At 58.6% G+C, this 22,186-nt stretch carries 21 protein-coding genes; 18 read left to right on the top strand and 3 right to left on the bottom strand.

Features of this window, described 5'->3' with window-relative positions:
- Positions 1-3: 3 nt before the first annotated feature.
- On the bottom strand, positions 4-690 hold the full coding sequence (locus FBX97_RS19600) for a YIP1 family protein (RefSeq protein ID WP_141835489.1): 687 nt from the start codon (positions 688-690) through the stop codon (positions 4-6).
- A 147-nt stretch (positions 691-837) separates the two neighbouring features.
- Here FBX97_RS19600 and FBX97_RS19595 point away from each other — a divergent pair, with 147 nt between their 5' ends.
- The 10 genes from FBX97_RS19595 (at position 838) to FBX97_RS30240 (ending at position 7,796) form a co-directional block, all read left to right on the top strand.
- On the top strand, positions 838-1,935 hold the full coding sequence (locus FBX97_RS19595) for a patatin-like phospholipase family protein (protein ID WP_141835486.1): 1,098 nt from the start codon (positions 838-840) through the stop codon (positions 1,933-1,935).
- An 87-nt stretch (positions 1,936-2,022) separates the two neighbouring features.
- Complete coding sequence (gene ychF / locus FBX97_RS19590) at positions 2,023-3,114, top strand: redox-regulated ATPase YchF (protein ID WP_141835482.1); 1,092 nt, start codon at positions 2,023-2,025, stop codon at positions 3,112-3,114.
- Positions 3,115-3,306: 192 nt separating this feature from the next.
- Positions 3,307-4,578, top strand: coding sequence for a tyrosine-type recombinase/integrase (locus tag FBX97_RS19585; RefSeq protein ID WP_141835479.1), 1,272 nt, complete (start codon positions 3,307-3,309; stop codon positions 4,576-4,578).
- A 10-nt stretch (positions 4,579-4,588) separates the two neighbouring features.
- Positions 4,589-5,242, top strand: coding sequence for a hypothetical protein (locus FBX97_RS19580; RefSeq protein ID WP_141835475.1), 654 nt, complete (start codon positions 4,589-4,591; stop codon positions 5,240-5,242).
- A gap of 100 nt (positions 5,243-5,342) precedes the next feature.
- The gene (locus FBX97_RS19575; protein WP_141835471.1) at positions 5,343-5,552 is read left to right on the top strand and encodes an AlpA family transcriptional regulator; all 210 of its coding nucleotides are present in this window, start codon (positions 5,343-5,345) and stop codon (positions 5,550-5,552) included.
- An 11-nt stretch (positions 5,553-5,563) separates the two neighbouring features.
- Positions 5,564-5,719 (top strand): hypothetical protein, encoded by a 156-nt coding sequence (locus FBX97_RS29650; RefSeq protein WP_185748664.1) that lies wholly within the window; start codon positions 5,564-5,566, stop codon positions 5,717-5,719.
- A gap of 2 nt (positions 5,720-5,721) precedes the next feature.
- Positions 5,722-6,474: a conserved phage C-terminal domain-containing protein gene (locus FBX97_RS19570; protein ID WP_141835465.1), complete on the top strand. Its 753-nt coding sequence runs from the start codon at positions 5,722-5,724 to the stop codon at positions 6,472-6,474.
- Positions 6,471-6,920: a hypothetical protein gene (locus FBX97_RS19565; protein WP_141835461.1), complete on the top strand. Its 450-nt coding sequence runs from the start codon at positions 6,471-6,473 to the stop codon at positions 6,918-6,920. Before FBX97_RS19570 ends, FBX97_RS19565 begins: the two co-directional genes overlap by 4 nt.
- On the top strand, positions 6,904-7,230 hold the full coding sequence (locus FBX97_RS30245) for a hypothetical protein (RefSeq protein WP_255517558.1): 327 nt from the start codon (positions 6,904-6,906) through the stop codon (positions 7,228-7,230). Before FBX97_RS19565 ends, FBX97_RS30245 begins: the two co-directional genes overlap by 17 nt.
- The gene (locus tag FBX97_RS30240; protein WP_255517557.1) at positions 7,227-7,796 is read left to right on the top strand and encodes an AAA family ATPase; all 570 of its coding nucleotides are present in this window, start codon (positions 7,227-7,229) and stop codon (positions 7,794-7,796) included. Before FBX97_RS30245 ends, FBX97_RS30240 begins: the two co-directional genes overlap by 4 nt.
- A 235-nt stretch (positions 7,797-8,031) precedes the next feature.
- On the opposite strand, the gene FBX97_RS19555 is transcribed toward FBX97_RS30240, so the two are convergent.
- Positions 8,032-10,497: a hypothetical protein gene (locus tag FBX97_RS19555; RefSeq protein ID WP_141835458.1), complete on the bottom strand. Its 2,466-nt coding sequence runs from the start codon at positions 10,495-10,497 to the stop codon at positions 8,032-8,034.
- 625 nt (positions 10,498-11,122) lie between these two features.
- Here FBX97_RS19555 and FBX97_RS19550 point away from each other — a divergent pair.
- Genes FBX97_RS19550 through FBX97_RS19540 form a run of 3 tightly spaced genes read left to right on the top strand, consistent with a single transcriptional unit; the run spans position 11,123 to position 17,348 of the window.
- Positions 11,123-12,364: a DUF6361 family protein gene (locus FBX97_RS19550; protein ID WP_221631845.1), complete on the top strand. Its 1,242-nt coding sequence runs from the start codon at positions 11,123-11,125 to the stop codon at positions 12,362-12,364.
- Between the two features lie 47 nt (positions 12,365-12,411).
- Positions 12,412-14,202, top strand: coding sequence for a hypothetical protein (locus FBX97_RS19545; protein ID WP_141835453.1), 1,791 nt, complete (start codon positions 12,412-12,414; stop codon positions 14,200-14,202).
- Positions 14,199-17,348, top strand: a complete 3,150-nt coding sequence (locus tag FBX97_RS19540) for a hypothetical protein (RefSeq protein WP_141835450.1) — start codon at positions 14,199-14,201, stop codon at positions 17,346-17,348. The genes FBX97_RS19545 and FBX97_RS19540 overlap by 4 nt, the downstream gene beginning before the upstream one ends.
- Positions 17,349-17,429: 81 nt before the next feature.
- On the opposite strand, the gene yaaA is transcribed toward FBX97_RS19540, so the two are convergent.
- On the bottom strand, positions 17,430-19,190 hold the full coding sequence (gene yaaA, locus FBX97_RS19535) for a peroxide stress protein YaaA (protein WP_141835447.1): 1,761 nt from the start codon (positions 19,188-19,190) through the stop codon (positions 17,430-17,432).
- A gap of 388 nt (positions 19,191-19,578) precedes the next feature.
- Between yaaA and FBX97_RS19530 the strand changes: the two genes are divergently transcribed.
- Genes FBX97_RS19530 through FBX97_RS19510 form a run of 5 tightly spaced genes read left to right on the top strand, consistent with a single transcriptional unit; the run spans position 19,579 to position 22,171 of the window.
- Positions 19,579-20,070 carry a hypothetical protein gene (locus tag FBX97_RS19530; protein ID WP_141835444.1) on the top strand — a complete coding sequence of 164 codons (492 nt, stop codon included), beginning with the start codon at positions 19,579-19,581 and terminating at the stop codon, positions 20,068-20,070.
- A 12-nt stretch (positions 20,071-20,082) separates the two neighbouring features.
- A complete protein-coding gene (locus FBX97_RS19525) occupies positions 20,083-20,280 on the top strand; it encodes a helix-turn-helix domain-containing protein (RefSeq protein WP_141835441.1) in 198 nt (65 codons plus the stop codon).
- Positions 20,281-20,326: 46 nt separating this feature from the next.
- A complete protein-coding gene (locus tag FBX97_RS19520) occupies positions 20,327-20,824 on the top strand; it encodes a BrxE family protein (protein WP_141835438.1) in 498 nt (165 codons plus the stop codon).
- 2 nt (positions 20,825-20,826) lie between these two features.
- Positions 20,827-21,615, top strand: a complete 789-nt coding sequence (locus FBX97_RS19515; protein WP_141835435.1) for a BrxA family protein — start codon at positions 20,827-20,829, stop codon at positions 21,613-21,615.
- Positions 21,596-22,171, top strand: a complete 576-nt coding sequence (locus FBX97_RS19510) for a BREX protein BrxB domain-containing protein (RefSeq protein ID WP_141835432.1) — start codon at positions 21,596-21,598, stop codon at positions 22,169-22,171. The genes FBX97_RS19515 and FBX97_RS19510 overlap by 20 nt, the downstream gene beginning before the upstream one ends.
- Positions 22,172-22,186 lie beyond the last annotated feature (15 nt).

Genomic DNA, 22,186 nt, shown 5'->3' with positions numbered 1-22,186 from the left:
TGCTTATCCCAGCAGGGCGATCTTGGCAGCCCACAGGCCGTAGATGAGCACGTAAGGCAGCAGGGCGACCGCCACGCAGGTGCCGGTCGAACGGCCGGTCCAGGCTTTCAGGCCGATCACCGCCAGGAAAATGCACCACAGGCTGGTCAGGTTGACGCCGTTGGCAAAGCCCGCCCACGGATGCGAGGCCGGCAGGTGCAGCAGCAAGTAATTCAGCGACACCATGTTCAAGTCCTCGGCCACGACGTGACCGCGCGAACTGATGATCTGGACCGCCGTCAGCGGCACGCTGAGCAGGCTCGGCACGCTGGTCCAGACCGAGAAGCCGAACCATTTGCCGTAGCCGATGCTGCTGCCGAGCACCTTGCCCGCGATCAGGTAATACAAGCCGCTGAAGGCATACACGATCAGCGAACCGATGACGCCGCCGATCACCGTGGTCAGCATCATCGATTGTTGCGTCATGTGGCGCATCGCCGCCTGCACTTCCGGCTTGGTCTGCGCCGACGCCATGCGCTCGACCAGCCACGGGAAATCGACGGTCGTGATCCACCAGTACATGACACCCACGCTCAGCACGATCAGGAGCAGCAGCGGCAGCCAGGCATGCGTCTTGGCCTTCAGGCGGGCGAATGTGGAAGAGGGTTCCAGAAAGACATTACCGATATCGAACAGCGCTTGCGTGGCCATGGGCACTCCTTTGCGATTGATAATCGAGTCTATGCGATTCCGATACTATAAATACTCACTTATTGTCACAATGTAACTTTGCTGCGCCACTTGGTCAACATATGCATGTGACCGGTGTGGTGATCGCCTTCCTGCGATAATTTCCGGATGAGTGCATTGACCTTCCACGCCGGGCCGCTGGCCCTGGCCCAGATCCGCGCGCACGGCCTGCGCCCCCAGGACATCGCCGTGGTGCCGGCCGCGGCCGGCGGTCCCAAGGGCCTGATCTTCCGCGCGCTCGACCAGTGGCTTTTTGGCGACTGGTTCCCGCGCGCGCCGCGCGAACGCATTTTGATCGGTTCCTCGATCGGCGCCTGGCGCATGGCGGCCGCCTGCCAGCGCGATCCGGTGCGCGCCTTCGAGCGCCTGGGCAATCTGTACAGCGGCCAGCGTTACACCAGCACCAAGCCCTCGCAGGCGCAGATCGACGAGGTGGTGCAGGGTCTATTGGGCGAATTCGTGCGCGGCCACGAGGAAGACATCGTCAGCCATCCCGATTACCGCCTGCACCTGATCACGGTGCGCGGCAAGCGCGGCCTGGCCGCGCCCGGTCACAAATACGCCGAGATGCGCGGCTTTGCGGCAGCAGCGTTGCACAACCTGGCATCGCGCGACCGGCTGGCGCAGCTGATGGACCGGGTGGTGATCGGCGACCGCCGCGCCGATGCGCCCTGGCTGCGCGAGCGTTTCGACACGTTTTCGACGCAGTTTGCCCCGCTGACGGCCGAGAATCTTGCTGCCGGGCTGCTGGCGTCCGGCACACTGCCGATGCTCATGAAACCGGTACGCGACATCGCCGGCGCGCCGCCCGGCCATTACTGGGACGGCGGCATCATCGACTACAACCTGGCGCTGCCGTACGCGCGCCTGGCCCGGCAGGAACCGGGATCGATCGTGCTGTATCCGCATTTCAGCGAGCACATCGTGCCGGGGTGGCTCGACAAGGCGTTGCCGTGGCGCCGTGCGGCGCGCGGCCCCAACCGTGGCTGGCTGGACAACGTGCTGATCGTGGCGCCCAGCCGGGAATTTTTGGGTGGTCTGCCGCGCGGGAAATTGATCGACCGTAGCGATTTCAAATTTTACGGCTTGAACCACGATGCGCGCATCCTGGCCTGGCGCCAGGCGATGGAAGAAGGGGAGCGCTTGCGTGACGCCTTCGCTGCCTTCGTTGAAAAGCCGGATATTGCGCAGATTCGTCCTCTATAAACGACGCAAGCTGGCAAAAGCGGGCGCTTTGGCAGCGAGCAGAGGTAAAATACGAGGTTTAGTAAATTCGACCCTGAAAGTTTCCCCATGAGCCTCAAATGCGGCATCGTCGGCCTGCCCAACGTCGGCAAGTCCACCCTGTTCAACGCCCTGACCAAGGCCGGCATCCCGGCTGAAAACTACCCGTTCTGCACCATCGAGCCGAACGTCGGCGTGGTCGAGGTGCCGGATCCGCGCATCGACCAATTGGCCGAGATCGTCAAGCCCGAGCGCATCGTGAAAGCGATCGTCGAGTTCGTCGACATCGCGGGCCTGGTGGCCGGCGCCTCGAAAGGCGAGGGCCTGGGCAACCAGTTCCTGTCGCACATCCGCGAGACCGACGCCATCGTCAACGTGGTGCGCTGCTTCGAAGACCCGAACGTGATCCACGTCGCGGGTAAAGTCAGCCCGATCGACGACATCATCGTGATCCAGACCGAACTGGCGCTGGCCGACCTCGGCACCGTCGAAAAGGCGATCCACCGCGAGAACAAGAAAGCGCGTTCGGGCGACAAGGACGCCGCCAAGCTGGTCGCGCTGCTGGAAAAAGTGCTGCCGCACCTGAACGAAGGCCTGCCGGTCCGCACCCTGGGCCTGGACGCCGAGCAGATGGCGCTGATCTACCCGCTGCACCTGATCACGGCCAAGCCGGCCATGTACGTGGCCAACGTGTCGGAAAGCGGCTTCACCGACAACCCGCTGCTGGACCAGCTGACCGAGTTCGCCAACAAGCAGAACGCCCCGATCGTCGCCATCTCGGCCGCCATCGAAGCCGAAATCGCCAACCTGGACGACGCCGACAAGCTCGAATTCCTGGCCGACCTCGGCATGGAAGAGCCGGGCCTGGACCGCCTGATCCGCGCGGCGTTCAAGCTGCTGGGCCTGCAGACCTATTTCACTGCCGGCGTGAAGGAAGTGCGCGCCTGGACCGTGGCCATTGGTGCGACTGCGCCGCAGGCGGCTGGTGTGATCCACACCGACTTCGAGCGTGGTTTCATTCGTGCGCAGACCATTTCGTTTGATGACTACATCGCTTACAAGGGTGAGTCGGGCGCGAAAGAGGCTGGCAAGATGCGGGCCGAGGGCAAGGAATACATCGTCAAGGATGGGGATGTGTTGAACTTCCTGTTCAACGTCTAAGCATGAGGTCGGAATCCGGCGGATTCCGGCGGACAACTAAAGCCCCGACGCCCCTGTGGTGCCGGGGCTTTTTTTCGCCATACTTGTCCGGCCGAGGCCGTTGCCATCCTCTTAATCGCCGGGTACGATACCGGGTACGGAGTCATGGACCCGGAATCAAAAACCGGGTATGGCTCGACCTCGGAGGTGGCCATGCTGACCGATACCCAATGCCGCAACGCGAAGCCCAAGGAAAAGCCCTATAGGCTGCCAGACGGGAAGGGGCTATATCTAGAGGTGAAGCCGAATGGCGTGAAGGCCTGGCGTTATCGCTTCGAGCTGCGAGAGGGCGAGACCGTCAAGGAAAGCCTGTTCGCGGTAGGCGACTACGTAGTCGCTCCCCGCGGCGAAACGCAGGAGGAAGCCCAGGCACGACGCGCCGGCGGTAGCTTTACCCTAGCCGAGGCGCGGGACGAGCGTGCCAAGGCGCGGGCGCTGGTCAAGCAGGGCATCAACCCGGCCCACAGGCGGCAACTGGATCGCATTAAGCGGGAACAGGAGAGCGCCACCACGTTCGAGGCCGTCGCGAAAGAGTGGCTGGCCATGAAGGACTGGATGGCCACGACCAAGGCCCGTCGCCTCGATATGCTTGCGCGTGTCGTATTCCCGAAAATCGGCGCCTTGCCGGTCAAGAGCATCACTCCTACGCATATCCTCGACGTGCTGAACAACGCGGCCAAGAAGAACGGTCTAACCGTCGCGGCCGAGGCCAAGCGGACCATGTCCGGGGTGTTCGAGCTCGCAGTGTCGACCCTGCGTGCTGATACCGATCCGGTGTACCCGGTGAGGAAGGCACTGCCCGCGAACAAGACCCAGCACAAGCGACCGCTCGACCAAGACGAAATTGGCCAGCTTCTGCGTGACGTCGAGGGGCATGGCGGGCGCCACGAGACTATCGTGGCATTTCGGCTCATGTGGTTGACCTTGTGCAGGCCAAGTGAGGCAGTCGAAGCCAAATGGGCAGAGTTCGACCTCGACGCGGCGATCTGGCGGATACCGGCCGAACGCATGAAAAAGCGGAAGGTGCATGTGGTGCCGCTGCCCCGGCAAGCCGTCGTCATGCTGCGCGCGCTCCACGGCATCACGGGGCACCGTGAACATCTGTTCCCTCACCGAGACGACAGGTCAAAACCGATGGTGACGGCATCGTTCAGGCAGATGTTGAATGTGCTGGGTTGGGGCGGCAAGTACAGCCCGCACGCGACCAGGACGACCGGCAGCACACGGCTGAACGAGATGGGCTTTGCGTCGGATTGGATCGAGCGGCAGTTAGCGCATGCAGAGCCGAACGCAGTACGGCGCACGTACAACCATGCGGAACACATGACTGACCGAGTAAAGATGATGCAGGCATGGGCGGACATGTTGGACTCATGGAAAAACAGTCAAGAAAAAGCAGTTTCCATTAACCATACGACAGTTTAAAGGTACGGCAATGTCGACCGCAAAAGCGAAGTATATGGGTGACGGGAGCGGCAAGCGCATCCCGGATTTCAGCGATAACCTGCGACAGAAACTGCGAGCTTTTTATCCAGACCAAAATGTAGAAGCGGACCCAGTGTGGGGGCATCCTGCTGACGCATTCGTTGAAGCGGTTCTGAGTGAGGCATGGTGGGCAAAGTCCGCTCTGCATGCGCAAGAATTCGAGAGCACGAAGGCCGAGGTTCGTGTCGAGCATGCAGACATGTTGAAGAGCTTGCTTGCGACGGAACGCAAGCTCCGCAATTTGTCACCAGATCTGGACCGTCTGCTGGGTGTCGATGCCGATCCGCTTGGCTGTGCCGACCAAATTGCCTTGATGGCTAAGCACGTAGAAGCTGTTTCCGACCTTGTGGAACAGATGAGTAAGGCAAAAAAACCTATGGACAAGCAACATGCCGTTGCTGTCGAGTTGGCACTTCGAGTGCTACGAGTCCTGCAGGAGCAAGGAATCCCAGCTGCAGCGACTGGGGACTCATTCTTTGGATACACATCGAACGCGATCAGAATTCTTAAGCTGATAGGTGATGATCTTCGACTGGTACGCGACGAGCTGACTTGGCGCGACATCATCATCAAAGCGAAGCAGCAAGCTCCCGACCTCCAGTAGTGCCATGCGCCCGAATTTGCGGGCGTATGGCACTAGCGGATTTATGTTGTCCGCGTTCATATGATGTAGACCGTTCCCAACCATATAAGGACGGCTGCAAATGAACCAACTCCCTGAAACCGGCTTCCTCCGACTCCCCCAGATCATCGGCGACACCAAGGCGGTGCCGCCGATCCCCCCGATCATCCCCGTCAAGAAGTCCTGCTGGTGGGATGGCGTCCGCACGGGACGCTTCCCGAAACCGGTCAAGCTAGGCCGCTGCACGATGTGGCGCGTCGAAGATATCCGCGCCCTGATCAAGTCGGTCTAACGGAGGGGCACATGTTCGAACAATATCAATGCAAAGACGAGGTGCAGGAGCCCGACTTCGCAATGTATGAAGCGAAAAAGGCTGCTTGGGTGAAGGCCAATCCGGGGGCCAAGCCGACGGAATACGAGGCTGCGATGCGTGCTATCGCACGCGAGTGCGGGTTCTAGTCATGGCCCGTATTCGCACGATCAAACCCGAGTTCTGGACTTCGGAGCAAGTCGCCGACTGCTCGGTGTTCGCGCGTCTCCTGTTCATCGGGATCTGGACCTTTTGCGACGACCACGGGGTGCACCCGGCTTCCACCAAGCGCTTGAAGATGGAAGTGTTCCCGTCCGACCAGATCGGCGATGGCACGATCCAGGCCATGATCGACGAATTGGTGGTGGCGGGGCTGCTGTATCCCTATCAAGTCGACGGGAAGGGCTACTGGCAGGTCACCGGCTGGGCGAGGCACCAGAAAATCGAGAAGCCTACTTATCGCCATCCAGTCCCGGAAGCGCAAGTACAAGTCGATTACTCGCCGAGTACTCGCGGAGTAGTCGACGACAAATCGCCGACTACTCGCCGAATTATCGACGCGCAGTCGACGAGTACTCGCCCACGGAATGGAAAGGAGTCTAAAGGAAGTAAAACATTGTCCGGCACCCCGGACGTCATCGCCATCCTCGATTACCTGAACGAGAAGACCGGCAGGCGCTACAGGCCGCTCAAGGCGACTGTTTCCCTGATCGCGGCTCGCCTGCGCGAGTCGTCGATCGAAGAATGCCGTGCGGTCATCGACGCCAAGGTCGCGGCCTGGAAGCACGACGACAAAATGCGCGAGTACCTGCGTCCGGTCACATTGTTTAACGCGACGAAATTCGCGAATTACGTGGGTGAGCTCGACTTCTCCAGCAAGGGTAACGGGAGGGACTGGGAATGACGCTGCCACTTCCGCAGAACGCAGCACCGATCGTGCACGCTCGCATGAAGGGCTTGCGCCCGGCCGGTCTGGTTATCGTTTCCCTGCGTGGTCGAGTACTGACGCAGCAGCCGCTCGTGCTGGCAGAGCCGGGCATGGCGTACGACTGGCGCTGGGTACGCGGGCTCGACGTATGCGTGTATGTGCATGACCTGGACAACTGGGCGTTGACCTTAAGGGCTATCGCACTGGCAGAGCCCACGAACCTAGACGTGTGGAACCCGGACGGCAACTGGGGCGCGCATGTCTACTTGGTGCCGACCGCAGAGGATGTGGACAAGCCGGTGTCGATGTGGATCCGCGAGCTGGACTTCCTAGAGTGGATGGACTTTCAAAACAACGATTTTTTGACCGGCCGCACCTATGCGCGTGGCCCCGGAGGTGTGCCTTATGCAGTTGATCCCTGACGATATCGATTTCGCTGCCTACATGGAGGAACAGGAGGCGCATGCTGTACGCCCTGCATCGGACTGGCTGCAGGACACCATTGACGCCTTCTACGCCCCTCCCGATACCAGTGCTGTGCCGACCATGCTGTGGCAAAAAACGCGCTCGAAAGTGGCGTTTCGCCGCGGCGAGGTTTCCGTGTGGGCGGGCATCAACGGTCACGGCAAGAGTATGTTTCTGTCACAGGTAGAACTGGACCTGTGCTATCAGGGCGAACGAGTGATGGTCGCTTCGTTCGAGATGAAGCCGGTCAAGCAGTGCAGCGCATGAGCCGCCAAGCGTATGCCGGTCGCGATCCGACGCGCCAGTTCTTATGTGATTTTCATCGCTGGACCGATGGACGCCTGTGGATGTATGACCACGTGGGGTCCGTGGAATGGCGAAAGTTGATTGCTGTGATGCGCTATGCGGTCCGCACGTTCGGCATCACGCACTTCGTGATCGACAGCCTGATGAAGTGTGTCCGCGGCGAGGATGATTACAACGCGCAGAAGGATTTTGTGAACGAGCTGTGCGCATTCGCCCAAACGCACCAGGTGCATATCCACCTGGTCCACCACGTCCGCAAGGGCGAGAGCGAAATGAGCGCACCCGGGAAGTTCGACATCAAGGGCGCTGGTGCGATCACGGATATGGTAGACAACGTGTTTATCGTTTGGCGCAACAAGAAAGCGGAGCGGGATGGCAAAGGCGAGCCAACGTGCATCGTCGCTTGCGAAAAGCAACGCAACGGTGAATACGAGGGCAAGTTCGGATTTTGGTTCGAGCTTGAGTCGCAACAGTACCTCGAGGCCCCGGGGGCGGTGGCGAATCGCTATGGTCTCGGCAACGCGTAACGAAGAGCGGGATCCTAGGCGCAATGTGGACGGTTGGGCTGCCTTGGAAGCCAACACGGTTACATTGAAGAAGTTACATTTGAAGTTACACCATAGGACGGATACCAAGAATTCACATTTCCCCAAGTAGAAAACTTGTTTACACCTCGGTATGAGCTTGGTAAGCGAGTGGTGGTTAACAGCCAAGTTAGCGCCGAAATCCAAGAGGCCGCGTCGGTTAAGCAGGCGCCTATTTTCATGCGGCCAGCTTCTCGCAGGCGTCTACAATGTGCTCGGCGTCGTAGTCGAAGGCTGGGCGTTGCTTGACCACGCCGACCACCAGCGGCTTGATGATGGCGTTGGCCATCGCGCGCCGGTTAGGCGCGGCATGCAGCACTTCCAGACTCTTCGGCGTCACGGCTTGATCGAGATTGGCGCTGAGGTTGTTCATTTCGAGTTCTGTCAGCACGAAGTTACGCGCCAGATATTCGGTCTGGGAACGGATGATGCGCAGCATGCGCTGTCGATCATCTTCCATCAATTTGCCGGTAATATGATTGGTGATGGTCCCTGCGACTGCGCCACCAATAGCGCCGCCGACGAACCGGCCTACCCACATGCCTGCGGGACCAAACGGACTGCCGGCGGCAGCGCCGATCAGCGATCCAGCGATACCGCCGGCTACACTGGACGAAGCGACCGCCACATTTTTCAGGAATTGTGCTTTGGAGATAGACCCCCTGATCAGCTTGATCAGATCTGGCCCTGTCGTCACCGCAATCAATACGACCGAGGTAACGATAGTGCCACGCAATGCGTTGGACACGCCATTGCGGCTGACGCCAAATCCCTGCTCCAGGAATTGGCGTACGCCAGGCGATAACTTCTCCGCATCCACCACCTTCAACAATAACTGCACGCTTTCCAGCCGGTGTAGCTGCTGCGTGCCCACATAGACGGCCAAGGATTTGCCGAAGGTTTTTCCGCCTTGGACTACAGCCACGCGCAGGGCGATTTCCCTGTCCCCCGTCTGCAGGTAGAACAGACAGGCGGTGATGCCGAAGCTGATGCCACCTGCTGTCAGTCCAACGATCGTGCCTTCGGCCAGATCGTAAGTCAGCGATTCGACGGTGCCGAACTTGGTGATGTTCCTAGCTTGTTCATAGGTTAGATGGCCTTTGCGTACGAGTTTGCTGGCCTCTGCGGGATCGCTCACGCCGTCTACTTTGCCGGCCTTGATCTTATTGGCCATGGTCTCGACCGCTTTGTCATACTGGTCCTTGGGCACTTCGAGCTGCATCGGCTGGCCATTCGGATCAACGTAGCGGTACTGCCCTTCGTCGCCGTTGAAGGCAGCATTCACGCTGCGTTGCGCCGTGCTGCAATACTTCGTCTGGATATGCTGACCGCCGACGATGCGGTCCGCGCCATCCTTCGCGTTATTATCGCCGGCCAGAATGGCGTTTTTACCGCTCAGTGTGTCCAGGCGATGGTTGGCCCGCTCGGCAGCAAAGCCATGCCCCTGGCCGTTGGCAGCAAAGATCTTATGGTTGTCGCGCCAGGCGCTGGCGCCTTCCATGATGATTAGGCCGGAGGTGGTCGCGTCGGCCAAGAATTTGCCATATTCGGTTTCGCGGATTTCCTCGCAGGCGCTCTCAGTCTGGCGGCACAAGTCCGAGCAGTACCAGTCGCTATGCTGGCTATCCTCTTCCTGCGGCTTTTCGTCTGCGACGCCACATGCGGTGCACTTGTGATACAGATGCGCGTGCTTGTAGTGGATGTAGTAATTCTGCTCGCTGAACTCATAGCGCTCGCCGTGCGCAAAATGCCGCTCCGCATAATCGCTGCTGTTCTCGTCGGATAAATTCAGCAGGGCTTTAATCAATGCGATAAAGTGCTGCTCCTCCATGCGCGGCTGGCTTTCTACGGCGGCGTACAGCTTAGTGCACTGTGCTTCATACCACGCGCGATTGAACAACCAGACACTGTCACCCAGTTCCAACTCCTGCACGTGCTGCTGTTCCAGCATCAGCATGAGTACGCCGTGGTACAGCGGTTCAGTCTTTTTGGCAGACAGGTCGTCGCTTTTCAACAGCTCACCCAGATAAGCTGTGGAGTTCAATGTCTGGGCCGACAGCATTTTCTGATGCACAGCTTCCAACAATTTGCGGCAATTGACTTCCTGCTGCAATAAGTAGCCGACAGCGCCCACGCAGATGACCCAGTACACGGTGCTGAGAAGCCAGTCGCTCCAGGCGTTGACGCCTTCACTAGCGCAGGCAGTAGCGAAAATGAGGCAGGACGCAAAGAACAGACGGAAGAAGTCACGGTCGGCAATCGAGAAAAATTCGATAGCCACACTCAGGTTCTGGGCTCCGACACGTTTACGATGGTGCAGCAGAGACAAACCCAGCAACAGCAGCGGTAAGGAGTATTTCAACGAGGCCCAGCCGATCGGCGCCACAGCAGGATGTAGCCCGGCCAGCAATGAAGCGAACATGGCTGCGCACCCGGCAAACAGCAGCACTGCAAAAAACAGTCGCAGACGCAACAGGCGGAATATCCGTTCGAAAGCAAGAGCAATCACGCCCTGCACGCCACACAGTATAGTGAGGGCGACAACTAGCGCGATGCCGATCAAACCGAGCGCAAGCCGGAACAGAAAACCTATCAACGCCAGGGCAAGCACCAGTGCAATTATTCCGCCTATGAGCTGCAGCACGTAATACTCCGTTGGTTTTAATGAACCAATAATTACACAATTTAATGTGATTTGGAAATATTTTTACTGCAGCCGACGGCTGAGAAACCTGTCGGCGATGGGTCCGTTTTAGGTGAGACCCGAAAGAGCCCTAAGGCTGGTATCACGGGCCAGGGGCAGCACGCGTGTTGCTACTTCGACCGGCACACCCCTGGCGGCTAGGGTACATGAGGTCGAAAGCCACTCGACCTTAGACAGTAGCAGGAGCGCCAAGTCAACCTGAACAGCGGCGAAGAGGTCAGTGCTCGGCATTAACGAGTGCGTGGCATCATTTACACTCAACATCGACATGCGCCGCAGCTTGCCTCTTCGACCGCAATGTCGTTACCGCGCACTCGCGCACGCCTAAAACATCCACGCGGCGGAACAGTTGGACATTGCCATCGCCATAGGCGCAAAAGACCGAGCTCTCGCCTATACCTCCTGATTACCGTGTGGCTGATTTTTGCCCAGCGTGAACTTTGGAGAGATTTGCTTCAAGCATTTCCGATTAGTATCTTTACAGATACCTACAAAACGACCCGCCGTAACAATGTATGTCTGAACCAAATTGTCATTATTGCCGTTCACTTCTAGGTAGGTCCCGATGATTGGTTGGGTTCAAATTTCACGTCGCGAGGTCGCACGCGCTGAACAGGCGCTACTTGGCGAAGGTAAGGGTGTGCGAGATGAGATTGGCTTGCTGTCAATCCATCAGGCGATTTCCGACCGACTTTTCCCCGGAACATCGGTTCTGCACACAAGATTGCGTTATGCGCTGTTTGTGCCGTGGCTTATCCGACGCGCTGCCGCTCAGCATCCAAGGTCGCACACAACGGTGCTACGTGACATGGAACTTCGCCTGACGGGCCAGCTGGTAGGAGCAGTCACTGAAGCGGATGCCGGACTGAGAGGCATCATCGGCGGACGCGTCTACAAGCGTAGTGGTGCGCCTGCTGCCCAGCCTCCATCCTTCGCATACTGGACTGCACTGTCAACCTGGCACATCCTGGGTGCTGTCGATACGCGGCGTGGGATCTCTCGCGACCATGCCATGCGCATTTTGCATGAGGCCACACGGGATCAGCGTCATTTAGCCAAAGATGAGCTTGGTAACCCGATCTATGCAGCCCCGCCGCTGTTTGCAGGCCTCCCCGATGAGCCTCCAGGTCTCCTTGAGCAAGGCACTCCGATGACTTTTGTATTGACGTCGAAGGAGCATACATTTCTGCGCAACCGCCTGTTATCCGTGATGCGTCCCGGCGATGAGCGGCCTTCGTTGCTGGCGTTGCTGGCTAACAAAAGGGTCGGTCTCGAGGCAGACATGCCGTGGCAGGATGCACGCGTGCTTGCGCTCGTCGACGATTCCGACCGGAAGCTGCTGCGTTTCGCGGAGGGCATTTCGGCGCTGGCGGGCATTGCGCGAGGCGTTTATCTCGCGATGCTGGAGGAGGCGTGCCGCAAACAGGGCTTGCCGATGACCCGGATTCACCGCGGCCGGCTGGAATGGCTGGTGGCCGAATATGGCAACGCTGCCATGAGGCTCGATCTCGATGACCGCCCGCAAGGAGAGGTGGGCCTTGACGACACTCATGTGGTTGCCCTACTGCGCGCGACCCAGGCTTGGATACCAAAAGCGGGTAGTGTCGCCGGCCTGAAGTCGCTATACCTGCATTGCGAAAAAAAACGGAAGAATGAACGGGCACGGTTGCCCGATACGCAAGCCGCGGACGTACGTAGGCGCGACTGGGTGCGCTACGAAGGAACGGCGCTGGCGGACCGGTTGCATTTTCGCTGGCCGAACGTTAAGCGCCTGTTGAACGACCTTCATTTGGGGAACATGCGTTGAGCTCCGCGAACGAAACTTCCGAGCCCGGAGAGGGGAAACATTTCCCGATGACGGCCCTACTGGACTTCCTGTCGCCTCCGGCAGGCTGGCATGTCGAACGTGCCTTGTGTGCCTCCTACTCGGCGCAGTCTTCCGTACTTGCGGCAATGCTGATGGCGATGAACGGCAACGTCAACGCGCACGGCAGCGGCTCGCGTGTCCTGTTGGCGCGCGCGATGCGTAACTTGAAGGGCAAGGTCCAGTTCCTGATCCAGCACGGCCGCCTCGCCGCACCGCGAGCGCGCCGCGCAGTGCTTGGTATGCTCGATCGCTTCATCGTCCCGATAAACTTCGACGAGCGCACACGCGAAGGGGCCTCGTGGCATCCCAAAATCTGCCTGATTGAGTACTCACCTGATGCCAAGGCAGTAAAGGGGCAACAATCGTTCTGGAAGCTATGGATCGGCAGCCGCAATTTCACCCGCGACGGATCCTGGGACATTGGCTTCTCGTTGAGCAGCGACCCTGCGCAAAACGGGGGACAGTTGATTATTGGCGTCGATACGCTGGCCGGTAAACTCGCAGGCCAGGCCCGCAAGCAAGCCGAGTGGGCCAAGGCGCTCAGCCAACTGAAGTCAGTGCGCTGGCAGGTCCCGAAGGGGATGAAAGTACGCGCTGTTCACCTGTTGTTGCCGAAAGAAGAGCGGCATGCCCTACCGGAGGTGCCGACGGACGTACACAGCGTACTCGCAGTCGCCCCATTCATCGAAGCAGGCGAATTACGTCGGCTGGCTATGGCCACGCCCGGTGCTTCCCGCACCCTCGTCTCGTTGGAAGAGTCTATTGCCGTGGAGGCAAGGCAAGCCGGCTGGGCTGATATGTTCGCACTGCACTATCTGCCGCCAGGTTCTCAGGACGTACTCGCCGACGACAAGGAGGCCAGCGGTGACGATGAAGAACCCGAAATGGGTGGACTGCACGCGAAGTTTCTCTGGTTCGAGCACCGCGACGGTGCGACTCTGCATCTTGGCAGCCCAAACCTGACCGAGCGCGGCTGGCGCCGAAGCGCGGAGGCTTATGTCACGCTTGATATTGCTAGACCAGGTTCGTCAGCAGCGGCGAAAAACGTCTACGAGGGCATGGCCCGGTTTCGTGCCAGCTGCGCACGCGTGGACGTGTCGACGCTGCCGCAGCCTGTCGACAACGCAGTCGAGCAATTGCTGGAGCAGCAACGCAAAATGCTAGCTGCCTCGCTCGGGGCAACCCAGCGTCTGGAACCGGATCAGACTGTGACCATCACATCGGCCGGCTCCCCGGCGCTGGGAACCGGCGTCAGCCTATCGATCTCGAGGATTGGTGACATCGCCGTGCCGTGGCCGTCTACCTCGACGCCGTTGGTGCTTCCAGCAGCGCCACGTTACGAAAACAGTGACTTCTTGCACCTCGTAATCAGTGCTGGTGGACAGGAGGTCGCGTGGCTGCAGCATGCTCCTTTCGTGCCGCCATTAGGCGAGGCGGAACGGGACTTGCCTTTGCTGCAATCGTTCCTTGGTCTGAACGGACTGCTCGACTGGCTGGCTGAAGTGCTTGCGGGAGCAGGGGATGGGAGCGGCAAAGGACGCGACTGGGATGACAATGATACTAAGAAGCCGCAAACGAAACGCGCCGAGTCACTGCCGTTTTCAGTTGAGGCAGTGCTCGCCGCTTGGGTGCGCGATCCTGCGACGCTGAAAGAGGCGCGAGCGGTCATGGAAATGGCACGCGGCTATGCCGGCAACGATCAGGACGACCATGAGGCGCGAGCGCGATTGCGGTCGTTTCTTAAGAGCTGGGCCGTATTGGAGGCGCACCTGCGATGAGTGGACAGTCTGCATTCCCCCCTAAAGAATTTCAGTCAGCCACGATCCGCGCAGTTTTGCGCAGTTTCGACGACCCTAACGGCCCGCGCCGTTTCATGGTTGCAGATGAAGCCGGACTCGGCAAAACCGTCGTGGCGCGCGGCGTGATTAAGGAGATGGTAGAACGGCCATCACGGCATCCGCTGGTGGTGTTTTACATGTGTAACAATCAAGCGATTGCATCGCAAAACATGCAACAGCTCGTAGCGTTTCTTGACGAGGAAACCCGCTCTGGCGCGATGACCAAGGCTGACCGCCCGGGGCTGATCCCATTGTTCCCGGCGCCCGTACATCGGAAGCTAAACCTGTACCCGATTACCCCAGGAACGCTTTCGTCGAGCGTAAAGCGCAATCTAGGGCAGGGCAAAGTGCAGGAACGTGCCCTAGCTTACGCCCTGTTCGAACTGAACGGCGGTCGGTCCATTCCATGGTTACGCGACCTGTTGTCCTGGAATACCGCCAGCTTTGACCGCCACGTTGCTGATTGCCTGGCACGCTTGCGGCCCCTGATCAAGGTGGGGGACACCAGGGCGTTCGGGGTACTCAATCAGTTCCATACGGCACTGAATGATGCGTTTCAACTAGAGGATACTCCGGCGACGCTGGCCCATTTAAGGCAGATCGAACGCAAGGGCTTGCTGACCGCAATTTGTCGTAACGCGCTAGCCGCGGCCGCGTTGGCGGGCTTGGCGCCAAAACTGGTGATCTTCGACGAGTTCCAGCGCTTTCGTAACGTTATGCGCGAGTCATCGGAAGCCCACGACGACTCGCCACTCTCGCGGCTGAACGCGCGCATCCTGCGGATCGTAACAGGCGGGATCGGCGATGCGAAGCTACTGTTGCTTTCCGCCACCCCATATGAAGCATTGCAAGTGCAGGCTCCTGCAAAAAACGGACCCGAGCAGAATGACTTCTTTGCGGTATTGGATTTCTTACATCACCACTTGTTGAATGGTCAGAAGCGTGGCGCGGAGGTGCGCCACTGCTTTAACGTGATCGGTGAGCAGATGCGGCAGGGCCGCCCACTGTCTCCGGCGGCCGTGACGGCGCGCGCAAAATTAACGGAGCTATTGAGCGTAGTTATGTGTCGGACCGAGCGCGAGCGGTATCGCGCGGACAACTCGAGCGGCAATGTGTGCGAAGTGGTCGAGGTGCCGCTGCAAGCGTCAGACATGAAGGTGTTTCGAACATTTGCGCAGTCGCTACTGCCGAAAGATGGTTATTGGGCCGTACCGCTGTGGACCTCTGTTCCGTTGCCTGGACAAACCTTGGGCGAGAAATACTTGTGCTGGAAAAATGCCCCGAAGCCGCGTAAGTGCGCCGAAGCCCTAAGCGCCTCGGGCATCAAGGAGTGGAGAAAGCCTGTTACTTGGCCCAGCGTCAAGGCACGTGCACTGCTCAAAACCCTCCCCACCGCGCTGCTCTCGATGCCATGGGTGCGACCATCGCGCACATGGTGGCAGCTTGGCGGCGGCTGGGCGGGCCAATCCGCACGCGAGCACGCCGATGGCAAAGTGCTCGTGTTCAGCCGTTTTGCTGCGGTACCTGGCTCGGTCGCGGCTTTGACGAGTTTTAATTTGGAATGCGAACTGCGCGAAGGAAAAGGAAAAAAGTTGCGCTCCGGTAGTTACGGAGCATGGTCGAAACACAAGTACAGCAAACCCCAGGCCAGCCCAGAGGCTTTTCAGCTTTTTTTTATTTCGACGCTTCTCGTCGGAATCGACCCGCTGGTTGATGGTAACCCAGCCACTCGCCGGACAGCACGGCGCGTCATCGCACATGGTCTCAAAGACGCCTTGCGTAAGCACGACGTCTTAATCGATAAGGACACGCGGCGCCGGCCTCGACCGCTGCATCTCTTACTGATTGCTTTGTCCCGACAGTGCGGTTTCTGGAGGGAGGAAAGGGCTGCCTGGTGCGCTGCGCTGGCTGGGGCGACCCAAGGGACGGCAGAAAACTCGGTGGACACAGTGTTAGGTTTATGGGAAGCGGCGGCGCCGGACTGGTTACCGGCGCTGTCGTCACAAGAATTTGACGCGCTGGCCGCGCTCGCGTTGGACTCGCCCGCTATCGTGCTGGCTCGGGCACTACAGCGACATTGGCCGCAAGCCTTGTCGAGTGAAGCTGAGGTTAGGTCATCTTCGCCTCGGCATGTCGTCCAGGCGCTTGCCGCCAACAGCTTGCGCGAATATATCGATCGGCCTTGGTTCGCCGCAGCGCTTGGCGAGACAGCAAAGGATGACTATGCGACGGTTCTGCGCCGCGCGGTCATCGATGGCAATTTCGAGTCAGTTCTTGATGAGCATTTCTGGCTTGTCTCCATGACGAGCAATGAGTCCTGGCCAAAGCGCATTAGCCAATTGGCCGGATCTCTTGAGCTGAACGGGGGCCGAACTTTAATTCACAAGCCAACCGAGAACGCGACCGATGCACGCATCCGCTGTCATGTGGCATTACCGCTTCATCAGGCGAAAACTGTGGAGGCGGACTTTGCTAAAGATAAGAAGACGGGTGCAGAGGATGAGGGGAGTGAAACAGCGCCACGTCCTGACCAGGTCCGGCATGCATTCAATACACCATTCTGGCCGAACGTGCTAGTGACAACTTCGGTTGGTCAGGAGGGACTGGACTTTCACCCATGGTGCCGCAGCATTGCGCACTGGGATCCTGCACGCGGGCCGGTCGAGTTGGAGCAGCGGGAAGGGCGCGTCGACCGCTACGCGGGTCTGTCCATTCGACGCGCGCTCGCCGTGAACCCAGTGTGCGCTGAGGTGCCAAGTGGTGGGAGCGTATGGTCGGCGATTGGGCAGCTTGCTGAGGGGTTAAAAAATGCGAACGAGATGTCGCCGTGGTGGCAAGTGGATGGTGCTAGAACGGTCCAGTTTTACTTAACTACCCCAGGCAGCCGGGAGGCAGAAGTGTTACGGAAGCTGGAAAGCGGTCGAGCCTTGTACCGGATGCTTATCGGCGTCTCAGATCCAGAGCAACTGCTCGCGCTGATGGAGTCGCAGGGAAAAGTTAGCGCTGCCGATGCGATAAAGGCTACCTTACGCTTGGGGGCGTGGGAGCTGGAACAAGAGAGCGTCGCGCAAGTGCGGCGCGCATGAGTGCATGGCAAGCTTGCTGCCACAGCAAAGTGACTATGGCGCCGCACGTACCTAGGTTTTGTGTGGCTAATTCATCTCAGCCTACGACGCCAGGGTACGTGCCACTGAGCGCTCGAGCACCGCAAGAAAGTCAGGGTTGTAATCGTCGTCTACGTAATTAAGGTTCCACAAGCGGCTCTCACGAATTTCGCGGCGGGGGCTGTGTTCGCCGAGCCATCCATTGGCAGGCATCACACTTCGTTGTGCGTCCTGTGAGAGCAGGGCGATGGCATTACGCTCAATGATACTGCGCTCGCTCGCAGGCGACGCTTCATCTGGTACCGCCACCCACAGCACCGGAAGTTGGCCGATATAGTTCGAGACCTGCTGTTCATGCCGGGCTTCCGCTTCGCGTAAGACCTCGCTCGTGCGCAGCGCAGGCGGCGCGACTGAGCCAATACCCCAGGTAGCAATCTCGCGCTGGTCGCGTCGTAAAAGGGCGTTGCCGACGTGGAGACGGAAGATGGAGCCGCGGTGGTTCCCGCTGCCGCTGCGCGTGCCGAGGTGCGCGCGTAAACGCGCTCGTAAGGTCGACTTCGACCCAAGGCTGACTGCGTGCGTGCCAACGCGGCAAATACGCCATTGGTCCTGTTCATTCGACGTTGTCGGATCGAGGAAAAAATACACTCCGCGTTCGGGTAAACGGCCGCCCTCGAGCAACCGGGCGAGTGGAAGGCCCTGATCGGCCCCTGTCATCAGGCGGCGCATGAGCTCGCCAAAACGGGTCCGATGCGCGCTTCTACCCGCGATGCTCAGCGCCTGTATCGGTGCCAGTATTCTGGCCGGCTGTGAAGGCGTGGCAGTTGTCATCGCTGGATGAGGGATTGTCGGAGGCGATGACCCAACTCGCGGTTGCGCGATAGGCCCCTGAGCCGATACAGCATTGGTCACGGTGAGCATATTGCGCGCTGCGACGCGGGCGACTTCAGTAGCGCTGGCGTTGGGTGGTGGAGCGCGCCGCATGCGTGGCGAGGCCTCCGTTGCTGGTGCGTTGCGCGGCGACGCGGCATTGGGCACAGGCGTGGGAACGTTAATGGTAACCGTCAGCGATCGATACGGTACAGCACGCTGCACGCCGTCGATGCTTCGGCGTTCGATTCTTGTCGAGCTCGGTTGGCGGCCGCTTAGCAGATCAAGGAGGATGCGGCCGTGTTCGACCGGGGTGGCGCGAGTGTTACCGTCGAGGATGTGATATTGGCTCGCTTCCATGATGCGGCTGCGGCGTAGCAGGTCGGACGCCGCCCGGCTTGCTACCCGATAGTATGCCGTCTCTGAGCCGACGAGTAAGACGATGGATCGGATGCCCTGCGTGCTGACATACTGGTCCAGCATGGGCAGGAAAGCTGTCCGCCAAATGCGGGCCGGCGCTTGGTCCATCCGCAGGTTGTAATCTTGGATCGGGCTAAGCGGGTGTAAGGGGCCATACAAGGCCGACAGGATTAACACGCGCGGCGCATTGCGGTCAGCGACGCTGGCGTAGAGCTTCGCTCGCAGGCCAGGTACGGCGTACAGGTTGCCGGTGTAGCGTTCGAGGGCAGGCAGATAGCGACCAGAACTGGCAAGGCCGCCGAGGTCCGGGCCATCGGATAGCGCGCGATTCTTGGTGAAAGCATCACTTTGCAAGATAGGGTCGTTCTGTATCCCGGTCAGCACAGCGCGGCGGGCCCGACATAGCTGAGCGTACGCGGTATCAGGTAGGCTTGTAATCAACGGGTCCTGCATCGCAACAATGGTGCCACCGCTAGCCTTGGCGGCACAGCAGGGAAACACGATGAGAGTACTGGAGTTGACTGTCGGGGGCATGGCGGCGTCCAGAAGTGTTGTTGATACCTGGATTTCCTCTAGTGTCGGGGCGGCTCGAGACAACAGCTCCAATCTAGCCTTTCCTAACAGACATCTTAACTTTCTGCTACTGCGAACTCAAGCTCTGTCTGGTGAAGGTGGATGAGCTGACTCGTCTGGAGACACGGCTAAGCAGAAAACTGGAGAAAGAACACTCGCCGACTAACTCACCCATCAATCCACCTTCATCATGCGCGGTCGTTCAGATTACCGCCCGACTGTTTGTGATCCTCGGACTGAATTGGCCGGGACTGGGCGGAGTGCGGTTGGGCTGAAGCTGCGAAAGTAACGCTAGGAGTGCATGTGTCGACTGCGCTTTCGTCGCTCGACACCAGCGTAGACTGCCGCCATGGACGATTCGCTATTTCAGGCGCTTACCCAACTCTCCGACACCCTCACCATTCTGGCTCGCGAGCGCGACACGCTAGCCGCTGCTCTGACCCGGCTGGATACAGACGTCGAACACTTTCGGGATGAAGTGTCCATGTTACGTGGCCAGCTTGCTGTGCAAGTGGCTCCGCCATGCGCGCCTTATTCTTTGCTGGCCAGCCAAAGCCGTGAACATGTCGATACGGCCTGTGTGGCTTATCACCTCGGACGTAAGGTACACGGTCGAGTGTCCCGAACCTGTTTGATCACTGGCGCAGCTTCGGCAATGCTGAGTTTTAAAGCGGCATTGCGCAGGTATTTGCTTAAGCTTTGCTGTGCAACCGGTCGTTACCTGAGTATCGTGTCTTGTTGTGTTTTTGCAAAATGTTTGCCGTTCGTAATCCCATCTAATCCGGTCAAATCCCATTTACATTGGGCAATCTTCGTGAGATCATGGCTGAATTCCTATTGATGAGGCAACGCTATGTCAGACCGTTGGTTGTCAGTTGAGGAGATTGCTGAATATCTCGGAGTTAGCAAGGATAGTGTCTACGCATGGATCTCAAAAAAAGAGATGCCGGCTCATCGAGTAGGGCGTTTCTGGAAGTTCCAGCGTCTGGACGTTGATGCATGGGTGAAGTCTGGTGCAGCTGACGAAAGCAAATCCACAGACGAAAGTTGACCGTGTGCGGATTGTCGATGAAGCAATAGTTACTGGATAAGACGAGATGACGGAATCATATCTTTCAAAACTTCTGCAATTGCGCGTCCTGATTGGATATCTCGGCGAGCGCGCGAACTTTGCTTGGTGGCCAACGGCTTTTTATGAGGCGTCGAGTCGCCTCTTCTTGGAGCCGGTTTTTTCCAAGACCACTGCCTTGGCTCAGTACCACGGTGTGCTAGAGGCTGCACGTCGCCTTCACGATGAGCACTTAAATGTCGGTAGCTACCATTTGTTCCGCCTGCCGGAAGAGGTCGAACAGGATCTTCATCTGCTTGTGCAACATAGCACTGGTGAGTTTGCTAGCCCGACGCCAAAAAATAGAGACGAGGCACTCGGCGCTTTGGATAAGCTTGCGGTCACTGGCATGACGTTTAACGTAGGCCCAACGGCTATTGGCAGTATTAAAGATATTCAATCTGCTGATATTTTGCGCGCCATAGCTGGTGCTTATTCCTCAGGTTTCTCGCAAAACTTTCAAACTTATCCTTATCTTGTTGGATAGCTGTGGCTGATAAGAAGTTCTACACAACCCAATTGCAGGCAGGCCTCGGACTCGTCAACGAGACTAAGACACTGCTTGACCTGTGGTTGCCCGGCATATCAGCGAACCAATTGCACCAGGTCGCGTTGGGATCAGGTCGATTTCCGACTGTCACTGCACGCCGACTCCGTAATATCGTTGTTGAGTGCTTCGCCCCGCGATATCTCATAGGGGGGGGCGCACCGGCAACGCACCTTAAGCAGCTATCCGGGACGATCTCAACGGCTGACCTCACGCAGCTCATGCTTGTGTTCACAAGTCGAGCAAACCCAATCCTCGGTGACTTTGTTCGCCAGGTTTATTGGGCTCGGTACGCAGGCGGTTATACCCAGCTTATTAATGCTGATGCTCGAACTTTTGTTGAGCGTAGTATTGACGACGGCAAGACCGCTAAACGCTGGTCTGAAACCACAGTGCGGCGCGTCTCCGGTTATCTGACCGGATGCTGCGCCGACTATGGAATGCTTGAGCGGGGACTACGTTCGAGCCGACGCATACTGCCGTTCCGTATTTCACCATCAGTCGCCGCTTATCTAGCCTACGAACTGCATTTTTCTGGTGTTGGCGACAATGCTCTGCTGACACACGAAGACTGGCAGCTGTTTGGTCTGGCACGTGAAGACGTGCTGGAAGAGATCAAGCGGCTTTCGCTGAAAGGGTTACTCATCGTCCAAGCGGCGGGTGATGTGATTCGAATTAGCTGGAAACTACAAAACATGGAGACGCTTTGCGATGTCCTCACTCAAGGCTGATTTTGACGAACTGCGCGAACGCATCCGGCATGGGCGTGAGCTTGGCCATGCGAGCTTCGAGCCGATTTACTACCTGATCTTCCCGCCTGAGCAGATCCTCGAGGTCAAACGACAGACGCCTGCCTGGGTGGCTAAGCTGCACCAGGAAGGATGGGATGTGCATACGTTTTCCATTACAGAGCAAATCTGGGCGCTGCTCAAGGACGATCCGTTTTGGGCGCTCTGCGTGATGGAAGACAAATCAGCCCCGTTGGATTGGCCGCGAACTAACAAAGCATTGGCTGATATCTTGACGGCAGATAACGGACTGTTGAAGCGCTTGGAGGATGTTCTGCAACCACTCGAAGGGCAACGGAATACGCTGCTCTTGGTAACTGATCTCGAGGCGCTGCATCCATTTATGCGCATTGGCGCGATCGAAAGTCAGCTCCAGGGCAAATTTCACGTACCGACGATTTTTCTGTACCCCGGTGTGCGGACAGGAAAAACGCGCTTGAAGTTTCTCGGCTTTTACCCGGAAGACGGTAATTACCGGTCCGTCCACGTCGGCGGCTGACACAGACAAAGGAAC

This window comes from Herbaspirillum sp. SJZ107 (assembly GCF_006715485.1).
Classification (GTDB): domain Bacteria; phylum Pseudomonadota; class Gammaproteobacteria; order Burkholderiales; family Burkholderiaceae_D; genus Telluria.
This window is presented reverse-complemented; position numbering and strand designations above follow the sequence as displayed.

What these genes read in the sequence shown, in the direction of transcription:
- FBX97_RS19600 (WP_141835489.1), bottom strand. Translation starts at nt 690, where the DNA reads ATGGCCACGCAAGCGCTGTTCGATATCGGTAATGTCTTTCTGGAACCC.
- FBX97_RS19595 (WP_141835486.1), top strand. Translation starts at nt 838, where the DNA reads ATGAGTGCATTGACCTTCCACGCCGGGCCGCTGGCCCTGGCCCAGATC.
- ychF (WP_141835482.1), top strand. Translation starts at nt 2,023, where the DNA reads ATGAGCCTCAAATGCGGCATCGTCGGCCTGCCCAACGTCGGCAAGTCC.
- FBX97_RS19585 (WP_141835479.1), top strand. Translation starts at nt 3,307, where the DNA reads ATGCTGACCGATACCCAATGCCGCAACGCGAAGCCCAAGGAAAAGCCC.
- FBX97_RS19580 (WP_141835475.1), top strand. Translation starts at nt 4,589, where the DNA reads ATGTCGACCGCAAAAGCGAAGTATATGGGTGACGGGAGCGGCAAGCGC.
- FBX97_RS19575 (WP_141835471.1), top strand. Translation starts at nt 5,343, where the DNA reads ATGAACCAACTCCCTGAAACCGGCTTCCTCCGACTCCCCCAGATCATC.
- FBX97_RS29650 (WP_185748664.1), top strand. Translation starts at nt 5,564, where the DNA reads ATGTTCGAACAATATCAATGCAAAGACGAGGTGCAGGAGCCCGACTTC.
- FBX97_RS19570 (WP_141835465.1), top strand. Translation starts at nt 5,722, where the DNA reads ATGGCCCGTATTCGCACGATCAAACCCGAGTTCTGGACTTCGGAGCAA.
- FBX97_RS19565 (WP_141835461.1), top strand. Translation starts at nt 6,471, where the DNA reads ATGACGCTGCCACTTCCGCAGAACGCAGCACCGATCGTGCACGCTCGC.
- FBX97_RS30245 (WP_255517558.1), top strand. Translation starts at nt 6,904, where the DNA reads ATGCAGTTGATCCCTGACGATATCGATTTCGCTGCCTACATGGAGGAA.
- FBX97_RS30240 (WP_255517557.1), top strand. Translation starts at nt 7,227, where the DNA reads ATGAGCCGCCAAGCGTATGCCGGTCGCGATCCGACGCGCCAGTTCTTA.
- FBX97_RS19550 (WP_221631845.1), top strand. Translation starts at nt 11,123, where the DNA reads ATGATTGGTTGGGTTCAAATTTCACGTCGCGAGGTCGCACGCGCTGAA.
- FBX97_RS19545 (WP_141835453.1), top strand. Translation starts at nt 12,412, where the DNA reads ATGACGGCCCTACTGGACTTCCTGTCGCCTCCGGCAGGCTGGCATGTC.
- FBX97_RS19540 (WP_141835450.1), top strand. Translation starts at nt 14,199, where the DNA reads ATGAGTGGACAGTCTGCATTCCCCCCTAAAGAATTTCAGTCAGCCACG.
- yaaA (WP_141835447.1), bottom strand. Translation starts at nt 19,190, where the DNA reads ATGCCCCCGACAGTCAACTCCAGTACTCTCATCGTGTTTCCCTGCTGT.
- FBX97_RS19530 (WP_141835444.1), top strand. Translation starts at nt 19,579, where the DNA reads ATGGACGATTCGCTATTTCAGGCGCTTACCCAACTCTCCGACACCCTC.
- FBX97_RS19525 (WP_141835441.1), top strand. Translation starts at nt 20,083, where the DNA reads ATGTCAGACCGTTGGTTGTCAGTTGAGGAGATTGCTGAATATCTCGGA.
- FBX97_RS19520 (WP_141835438.1), top strand. Translation starts at nt 20,327, where the DNA reads ATGACGGAATCATATCTTTCAAAACTTCTGCAATTGCGCGTCCTGATT.
- FBX97_RS19510 (WP_141835432.1), top strand. Translation starts at nt 21,596, where the DNA reads ATGTCCTCACTCAAGGCTGATTTTGACGAACTGCGCGAACGCATCCGG.